Source organism: Streptomyces sp. NPDC056479 (assembly GCF_042795335.1).
In the GTDB taxonomy this organism is placed as follows: domain Bacteria; phylum Actinomycetota; class Actinomycetes; order Streptomycetales; family Streptomycetaceae; genus Streptomyces.
In genome coordinates this window covers 1-6,659 of sequence record NZ_JBHTRZ010000002.1, presented here as the reverse complement: position 1 = coordinate 6,659, position 6,659 = coordinate 1, and the positions used below count along the sequence as shown (strand labels likewise).

The 6,659-nt window shown below is 68.3% G+C and carries 9 protein-coding genes and 1 pseudogene; 6 read left to right on the top strand and 4 right to left on the bottom strand.

Annotated features, from left to right (window positions below; genetic code table 11):
• Positions 1 to 132: 132 nt before the first annotated feature.
• Positions 133 to 477 (top strand): MerR family transcriptional regulator, encoded by a 345-nt coding sequence (locus ACFQ6S_RS06305; RefSeq protein WP_383404373.1) that lies wholly within the window; start codon positions 133 to 135, stop codon positions 475 to 477.
• A 76-nt stretch (positions 478 to 553) separates the two neighbouring features.
• Here the strand turns inward: ACFQ6S_RS06305 and ACFQ6S_RS06300 are convergent, their stop codons facing one another.
• Complete coding sequence (locus ACFQ6S_RS06300) at positions 554 to 1,018, bottom strand: ATP-binding protein (RefSeq protein ID WP_383406444.1); 465 nt, start codon at positions 1,016 to 1,018, stop codon at positions 554 to 556.
• Between the two features lie 177 nt (positions 1,019 to 1,195).
• The gene (locus ACFQ6S_RS06295) at positions 1,196 to 1,831 is read right to left on the bottom strand and encodes a type III effector protein (RefSeq protein ID WP_383404371.1); all 636 of its coding nucleotides are present in this window, start codon (positions 1,829 to 1,831) and stop codon (positions 1,196 to 1,198) included.
• A 127-nt stretch (positions 1,832 to 1,958) separates the two neighbouring features.
• Between ACFQ6S_RS06295 and ACFQ6S_RS06290 the strand changes: the two genes are divergently transcribed.
• The 4 genes and pseudogenes from ACFQ6S_RS06290 to ACFQ6S_RS06275 all read left to right on the top strand — a co-directional run bounded on the left by ACFQ6S_RS06290 (position 1,959) and on the right by ACFQ6S_RS06275 (position 4,978).
• Positions 1,959 to 2,390 carry an Hsp20/alpha crystallin family protein gene (locus ACFQ6S_RS06290; protein WP_383404369.1) on the top strand — a complete coding sequence of 144 codons (432 nt, stop codon included), beginning with the start codon at positions 1,959 to 1,961 and terminating at the stop codon, positions 2,388 to 2,390.
• A 103-nt stretch (positions 2,391 to 2,493) separates the two neighbouring features.
• A pseudogene (locus tag ACFQ6S_RS06285) lies at positions 2,494 to 2,873 on the top strand (DUF2267 domain-containing protein).
• Between the two features lie 59 nt (positions 2,874 to 2,932).
• A complete protein-coding gene (locus tag ACFQ6S_RS06280) occupies positions 2,933 to 3,376 on the top strand; it encodes a DUF2267 domain-containing protein (protein ID WP_383404367.1) in 444 nt (147 codons plus the stop codon).
• 759 nt (positions 3,377 to 4,135) lie between these two features.
• Entirely contained in the window at positions 4,136 to 4,978 is an 843-nt protein-coding gene (locus tag ACFQ6S_RS06275) for an RNA polymerase sigma factor SigF (protein WP_383404366.1), read from the top strand.
• A 101-nt stretch (positions 4,979 to 5,079) separates the two neighbouring features.
• Here ACFQ6S_RS06275 and ACFQ6S_RS06270 read toward each other — a convergent pair whose 3' ends face one another.
• Both ACFQ6S_RS06270 and ACFQ6S_RS06265 read right to left on the bottom strand, forming a co-directional pair.
• Positions 5,080 to 5,529 carry an ATP-binding protein gene (locus ACFQ6S_RS06270; RefSeq protein ID WP_383404364.1) on the bottom strand — a complete coding sequence of 150 codons (450 nt, stop codon included), beginning with the start codon at positions 5,527 to 5,529 and terminating at the stop codon, positions 5,080 to 5,082.
• Between the two features lie 198 nt (positions 5,530 to 5,727).
• The gene (locus ACFQ6S_RS06265) at positions 5,728 to 5,901 is read right to left on the bottom strand and encodes a CsbD family protein (protein WP_383404362.1); all 174 of its coding nucleotides are present in this window, start codon (positions 5,899 to 5,901) and stop codon (positions 5,728 to 5,730) included.
• A gap of 140 nt (positions 5,902 to 6,041) precedes the next feature.
• On the opposite strand from ACFQ6S_RS06265, the gene ACFQ6S_RS06260 reads away from it, so the two are divergent.
• Positions 6,042 to 6,212: a hydrophobic protein gene (locus tag ACFQ6S_RS06260; RefSeq protein WP_328876900.1), complete on the top strand. Its 171-nt coding sequence runs from the start codon at positions 6,042 to 6,044 to the stop codon at positions 6,210 to 6,212.
• The last annotated feature ends 447 nt before the right edge of the window (positions 6,213 to 6,659 follow it).

Genomic DNA, 6,659 nt, shown 5'->3' with positions numbered 1-6,659 from the left:
CACGCAGGAGAGGGAGGAGGGGAGAAAAAGGGGGGGGGGGGGGGGGGGGGGGGGGGGGGGGGGAGACGTTGGTGCGCTCCTCCCCCCCCCCCCCCCCGTCCCCCCCGACGCGTCCCCTGAAAGAAGAGGTCTATGCCCCCTGCCAGTTCCCGTCCCGTCGACAATCTCGACGATGACGACTACCCCGCCTACACGATGGGGCGGGCCGCCGAGGTGCTCGGCACCACCGCTGCCTTCCTGCGGGCACTGGGAGAACACCGCCTGATCACCCCGCTGCGCTCCGAAGGCGGACACCGCCGCTACTCCCGCTACCAGCTGCGCATCGCCGCCCGCGCCCGCGAACTCGTCGACCAGGGCACCCCCATCGAGGCCGCCTGCCGCATCGTCATCCTCGAAGACCAACTCGAAGAAGCCCGCCGCATCAACGAGCAACTGCGCGTACAGGGTCGCGATCCGCAGTCGCAACGCTCAGTCTGACGACACGGCCCTCGCGTCCGCTGGCAAGAAGCGTGCCGCCCCGTCCCGAGCGACACAAGCGGCCTGATCAGCCCGGTCACATCAGGCGGCCCACGGGACTCCCGCCGGGATCGTCGGCCAGCACGATGGCGGCCTTGACGCGCTTGCCCACTGGTTCACGCCGTACCTCGAAACTACGGCATACCGCCATCGCTATCTCCAGGCCGTGCTGTCCGACCCGGCCGGGATCGGTCGGGCAGGCGGCCGGCAGCGTCGGATCGGTGTCCCAGATGCTGATCTCCACGGTACCGTCGACCATCTCCAGGTCCAGCAGGCACGGTCCGGGCGCGTACTTGTATGCGTTGGTCACCAGCTCACTGACCACCAGCTCGACCATGCTCATGGCACGCTGCGACACCGGGATCCCGTGAACGGCTTGCACCTCGGTCATGAAGCGACGGGCAGCATGCCGGGCCTCCGCGATCGGCTCGCTGCCGTCGAAGGCCACAGCGGACAGGATCGGGTGGCTGACCAGCAGCTCATATCCGTCTTCATGCACCACTGGGCCCACACGGCCACCTTCATCCTGAAGCAACACGGTTGATGGCGCTCGCCTACCCCCGAAACGACGCCCCACACCAGGCCAAAAGGCGAAGATCAGACCGTCTCTCACCCTGGACGGCACCAGGCAAAGCAACCGTCCGGCCAGCGCTTTCGGGCCACCCGTTCATGGGCGGGGCTATGGGGTCGGTGTGAGGGTGTCGAGCTGCGCGGCGAGATCTGGGTGGGTGGTGGTCAAGTGGGGGCGGGTGGCGTTGAGAGGGCGGATGAGCTCGGCGGGGTCGTCGTGGGCGAGGGCCGCGTGGAGCTGGTTGAGCGGGCGGCGGGCGGCGGGGGGTAGGTCGGCAAGTGCGGTGATCTGGCCGGCGAGGCGGCGCAGGTCGGCGGCGTTGCGGCGCGCCCAGGTGGCGGTGGTGCGGTCGGCGGCCCGGGCCTGGCGGGTGGCCGTGACGCGCTGTTCGCCGGTGCTGCCGGCGGGGCCGGGGCGGCCTCGTAGGTAGCGTCGTTCGGCGGCCTGGCGGCTGGCGACTCCGAGGGGGTGGGCGAGGTCGGCCCAGCTGGCACCCGCATCGCGGGCGGTTTCGATCAGGCCGGTCTCCCAACCGGCGAGTTGCTCGCGCACCTGCCGCAGCAGCATCAGGGAGGCCAGCGCCTGCTCCGGCCCGGGACCGGAGGTATCGGGGATGTCCTTGGGCTCCTGCTGGGCGTTGCGTAGGGCGTCGTCTATGGCGTTAAGGGCCGCCGCGGCGGCGAGGAACGAGGCCGGGCTGTGGGCGTCGGTGCTGGACGGGGACGGCTGGTCGGTCGGGGTCACGGGCACCTCCCTCAGGTCGTCATCCTGTTGACGACATCGTGCTTGTCATCCATTGGATGACATGTTACAACGGTGTCAGTGAGCGCATTGGCAGTAACTGCCTGAACCTGCTGGAGGTGTTTTCACGATGTTGATGCGCACTGACCCCTTCCGTGAGCTGGACCGGCTGACGCAGCAGCTGATGAGCCCGGGTACCTGGTCGAGGCCGTCGGCGATGCCGATGGACGCCTACCGCGAGGGCGACGAGTACGTGGTGGCCTTCGATCTCCCCGGTGTCACCGCGGACGCGATCGACATCGACGTCGAGCGGAACATGCTGACGGTCAAGGCCGAGCGGCGGCCGGTGGCGAAGGCCGACGACGTGCAGATGGAGCTGTCCGAGCGACCGCTGGGCGTCTTCTCCCGCCAGATCGTGCTCGCCGACACCCTCGACACCGAGCACATCCAGGCCGACTACGACGCGGGCGTGCTCACCCTGCGCATCCCGATCGCCGAGCGCGCCAAGCCCCGCAAGATCTCCATCGGCGTCGGATCCGGGCACAAGGAGATCTCCGGCTGACAGCGGCCGGACTGGTGCGGAGGACGGGCGCCTGATCTCCCCCCTCACCCCGTCTTCCGCACCCCGTGCGCCCCGAAGGACAAGAAAAGGGGTGGCGGCCGAGATGACTCTGCGACGCGAAGCGTTCCTCGGCCATGTGAAGGAGCGCGGCGAGTACGGCACTGCGCGGGAAGCCGAGCGGCGGCTCGTGTGGTGCTCGCACTGCTCGGCGAGGTCCGCGCCCAACTCCGCGGCACGCCTGCCGGAGGACTTCGCCCTGATCCTGCTCAACCCGCTGCAAGCGCCGAACCGCTGCCCTTGCAGCGGTTCGTGCGGGCGACCGCAGCGTGGATCGAGGGCGCCACCGATCAGACCGCGACCTGGGATGTCAGCGCCGTCCTGTCCGCAGTCGTCGACGCGGCCGACGATGACCTGCTTGGGCAGATCCTGCTCCAGCTCCCTGCCGGCTACGACCTCCTCTCCGGCCGCCCCCAGCCCACCTGACCATCGGTGCCATCCACCGGCACCACCCCACCCCGGCTTGACGAAAGGCATGCACCGCAGTGATCACCGACGTGCGTGTACCGCTTGAGCACCAGCAGCCGTACGGGACCGCGTATGAGCAGATGCTGGACAAGGTCCGCTACGAAGGCGCCTACCCCACCCGCGAGAGAGCCGACGAAGCCGTCCGCCTGGTCCTGGCAGGACTGGGACGGCAGCTGACCGGCGACGAACGCGTCGACCTCGCGCGCTGCCTGCCCTGGGAAGCCGCACGCGTGCTGACCGCGCAGATCCCCGCGACCCAGCCGCTGACCGGCTGGGCCTTCGTCAAGGACCTCGCCGCCCGCACCGGCGCCTCCCTGGCCACCACCCGCTGGGACACCGGCTCCGTCTTCGCAGCCGTCACCGCCCACGCCGGCCCCGACCTGATCACCCGTATCCTCGACCAACTCCCCACCGGCTACGCCCTACTGTTCGGTCGCGCCGAACTCAACCCCGCCGCATGACGGGGCCATAGCACGGTCCGTCAAGACACCACGGGACTCGTGCCGCCGTCGGTCCCGGTGCCCCGCCCAGCGCCCAGGGCCGCATCAGGCCGCGCTCGCATGGTGAAGGCCCCGATCACGAGATTTCACGACGGATCGGGGTCCTTGGCCGCGACGAGCGGCGGGCCGGCCTGGTTCACTCCCCGGCATGCTTCCCCGGGTGGGCGTTCCTGCGCCGTGTCACTGATGGGGCGCACTCGGCGAAGATCGACTCACTGCCGCGGCCGACTCCGTCCCGTGGGGCGGCGGCTCCGGAAGTTATCGGTGCCATGACGTCCGGAGCCGCCCATCCCCGGCCGGCTCAGCCGGCCGGGGATGCAGCCCAGCCGGGAGAGCTGGACGGGCCGCCGACACAACACATGAACGCTGTGGTGTCACCCGGTCAACGCCCCCGGCACCAGCACCGACACGCATAGGTACTGACCTGCGGCGTCGGTTTGAAGGAGCCGCTTTGCCCGAATGCCGCCCTGGAGCTGCTTGGTCGCACCGCCCGGCCCCCACGCCCGACGGGTTCCACTCTCGGGTGTGGGGGCCGGGCGGTGCTGGTGCACTGTGTTGCCTCCGGACCATGCCCTGTTGGCGCCGCACCGCTCGGCAAGTGTGTTCCCACCACCGTCCGTACGAGTCGGCATGGATGCAGGCTGAGGGGGTAGACGCGCGTCGGTGCCGGTGGCATACGGCCGGCAATGTTGGTTGGTTTCGATGGTGGGAGGGGTATTCATGGCGCTCATGAGGGTGGCGGCGACGGACACGCAGGCGTGTGAGTTGCCGGAGGTTGCCGATCCTTCCCGGGTGGCGCCGAAGGATGCACGCGAGCTGTCCAGGCTGTTCTTCGATCAGCTGGCGGTGTTGGAAGAGGGCACGCGCGAGTACAGCTCCGCGCGGAACACGCTGATCGAGATGAACATGTCCCTGGTGCGTTTCGCGGCCGGCCGGTTCCGCAGCCGTGGGCCGGAGGAGATGGAGGACATCGTTCAGGTCGGCATGATCGGTCTGATCAAGGCTATCGACCGGTTCGAGCTGACCCGCGAGGTCGAGTTCACCTCCTTCGCCATCCCCTACATCGTGGGGGAGATCAAGCGGTTCTTCCGTGACACCACCTGGGCCGTGCACGTCCCTCGCCGGCTCCAGGAAGCCCGCGTCCAACTGGCCCGCGCCACCGAGGAACTCCGCAGCCGCCTGGGCCGCACGCCGACGGTCAAGGAACTGTCGGAACTGATGAGCCTCCCCGAAGACGAGGTCACCGAGGCCCGCCTGGCCGCCAACGGCTACAACTCCTCCTCCCTGGACGCCACCATCGGCTCCAGCGACGACGGCGAGAGCGTCCTGCAGGACTTCATCGGCACAGAGGACCAAGAGCTGGAGCTGGTGGAAGACTTCCACGCCCTGGCTCCGCTGATCGCCGAACTGGACGAGCGGGACCGGCAGATCATCCACCTGCGGTTTGTGGAGGAACTCACCCAGGCCCAGATCGGCGAACGTCTGGGCGTCTCCCAGATGCACGTCTCCCGGCTGCTGTCGCGCACCCTCGCCCGGTTGCGGGAAGGAATGCTCGTCAACTGAGAGGAGGTCCTGGGCAGGCGGCAAAGGCGGCAACGCTGCCGGGCCGGCGACCTCATCTGTTGTGGGGCATGCTGATGCACTCCTGCTCCTACAGACGACCGCTAGGAGGCGGGCCTGCGCAGGTAAAGGTGTGCGACGACTTGCTTGCCGGTGTCCAGGGCGATGGTGTGCAGCCGGTCGCACAGCCGGGTAACCAGGCGCAGGCCGTGCCCGCCGACGCGGCGGGCGTCGGGTGTCCGCAGTTCGGGCGGGCGCGGGGAAGTGTCGCTTACGGTGATGCGCAGTACGGCAGCGTCGGATGTCACTTCCAGCGCCAGGCGACCCGGGCCGGGCGCGTGGCGCAGCGCATTGGTGACCAGCTCACTGACGACGAGTTGGGCGTCCTGGCCGGACCCCTCGTCAAGATGGTGGTCGGCCTGTGCCAGCAGCGCGCGCACGGCCGCTCGGGCCTCGGCGATCGATGCGTCCGGCGTGTCCCAGGAACTGCTGTACCGCAGGGGCGCCGCGAGGTCCTGTTCGTCCGATGCCTGATTCTTTAGCGGGGTGACCATAGAACTCTTCCGGAGAGTCGTTCCCTATCGTTTCATCAAGGTTGTTGCTAACGCGTAGTTTCGCTTACCCGCCGTCGCCTTATTCATGGGGCGCTCTGGCAGCCCGGCGCGATGACGATCTTGTCATCGGATACTGAATTGAGAAGGGGCCTCCCCGGATTCTTCCGGGGAGGCCCTCTGTCTGGGAAGGAGTGAACGTCAGTGCTTGAAGGCGTCCTTGGTCTTCTCCTTCGCCTCACGGGCGTCACCCGTGCTCTTTTCCGACTGTCCCTCGGTGGCCATGCGGTCGTTACCTATGGTGCTCCCCAGGGCCGCCTTGACCTTGCCCTTCGCCTGCTCGGTCTTCGCCTTGGCCTTCTCGCCGGCAGTCATGGAACACGCCTCCTCGTAGCCTTTGGTGCCGCTGTCGCGGTGATCCCAAGAGTGCCCCGGCTTTCCCGCCATAAACAAAGTATTTTCCGGGAATGGTGGCGCATTGGCCGGGCATACGGAGGGGCAGGAGGTTGATAACTATGGTTCCCCTGCTTCTTGTTCTGCTTCTCGCGGTAATCCTTTTCGGCGCCGGCTTCGCCGTCAAGATCCTATGGTGGGTGGCCCTTGCCGTGCTGGTGGTGTGGCTGCTCGGATTCGTTATGCGCTCCACCAGTGTCGGCGGTGGCCGAGGTCGGTGGTATCGATGGTGATCTGACTTCCCGCGATTCCTTTGTAGGGACCGGTCGTGGTGACGGCCGGTCCCTACGGGTGTGCCCGACGAACGCGGGCAGGGGCCGCATCAGCCGGGCAAGGGCGTGCAAGAGGCAAGGGAGGCAGGCGTGTGCCGGATCCGGTGCCGTCTGCGGCCAGCCGAGCGTCGCGCGATGTGTACGCATCGAGTCCGAGGCGAGCTTCACGCGGGCGCTCACCGGCAGCGAGCGTGCCCATCCCACAGCTCTCAACGATGAGTCCGTTGTCAGTCTCTCCTTGGGCCGGCCGGACGGGTCGGTGTCCCATCTACCCGAAAAGGCCAGGCTCAAGGCGTGTACCGGGGAGCCAGGCGGCCTGCCGGAACGCGCGCGCCTGGTCGGCCTGCATCGGCAGCAGGGCGGGTATCTCCGACTCCGCGCTGTCAATGACCGTGGTCTGCACCAGGC

What these genes read in the sequence shown, in the direction of transcription:
- ACFQ6S_RS06270 (WP_383404364.1), bottom strand. Translation starts at nt 5,529, where the DNA reads ATGGTCACCCCGCTAAAGAATCAGGCATCGGACGAACAGGACCTCGCG.
- ACFQ6S_RS06265 (WP_383404362.1), bottom strand. Translation starts at nt 5,901, where the DNA reads ATGACTGCCGGCGAGAAGGCCAAGGCGAAGACCGAGCAGGCGAAGGGC.
- ACFQ6S_RS06275 (WP_383404366.1), top strand. Translation starts at nt 4,136, where the DNA reads ATGGCGCTCATGAGGGTGGCGGCGACGGACACGCAGGCGTGTGAGTTG.
- ACFQ6S_RS06305 (WP_383404373.1), top strand. Translation starts at nt 133, where the DNA reads ATGCCCCCTGCCAGTTCCCGTCCCGTCGACAATCTCGACGATGACGAC.
- ACFQ6S_RS06260 (WP_328876900.1), top strand. Translation starts at nt 6,042, where the DNA reads ATGGTTCCCCTGCTTCTTGTTCTGCTTCTCGCGGTAATCCTTTTCGGC.
- ACFQ6S_RS06290 (WP_383404369.1), top strand. Translation starts at nt 1,959, where the DNA reads ATGTTGATGCGCACTGACCCCTTCCGTGAGCTGGACCGGCTGACGCAG.